Genomic DNA, 622 nt, shown 5'->3' with positions numbered 1-622 from the left:
AGGGCCTGGCAAGCGCCGTTGTGGAAGGCGTTGGTGGAATATACCCATCAACTCGGGCAACCGCGCTGGCACCGCGCCAATCTCTATCAGCGCTTTATCGAAACGCTGGAGTCCGCGACGACCTGCCCGCCGGGGCTACCTTCGCGCGTCTTTATATGCGGTATTTCCGCGTTACCGCCTGTTTATCTCCAGGCGCTACAGGCGCTGGGTAAACATATTGAAATCCATCTCCTGTTTACCAACCCCTGCCGTTATTACTGGGGCGACATTAAAGATCCTGCTTATCTGGCGAAACTGCTGACTCGCCAGCGCCGACACAGTTTTGAAGATCGCGAATTACCGCTATTTCGCGACAGCGAAAATGCCGGGCAGCTCTTTAACAGCGATGGTGAACAGGATGTCGGCAACCCGCTGCTGGCTTCATGGGGTAAGCTTGGGCGCGACTACATTTATCTCCTTTCTGACCTGGAGAGCAGCCAGGAGCTGGACGCCTTTGTCGATGTCACGCCAGATAACCTGCTGCATAACATTCAGTCTGACATTCTGGAACTGGAAAACCGCGCCGTTGCTGGTGTGAACATCGAAGAGTTTTCCCGTAGCGATAACAAACGCCCGCTTGATC

1 protein-coding gene is annotated in these 622 nt (G+C 54.7%); it reads left to right on the top strand.

All coding sequences use genetic code 11. The annotated features are described in order from the left end of the window. Positions 1 to 33: 33 nt before the first annotated feature. On the top strand, positions 34 to 622 hold a 589-nt coding region (locus AC5O77_RS22090), incomplete at its 3' end, for an exodeoxyribonuclease V subunit gamma (RefSeq protein ID WP_494507208.1).

This window comes from Stenotrophomonas sp. INTA L402-1 (assembly GCF_059295135.1).
The sequence above is the reverse complement of the archived record's forward strand: the minus strand, read 5'-3'. Positions and strand labels throughout refer to the sequence as shown.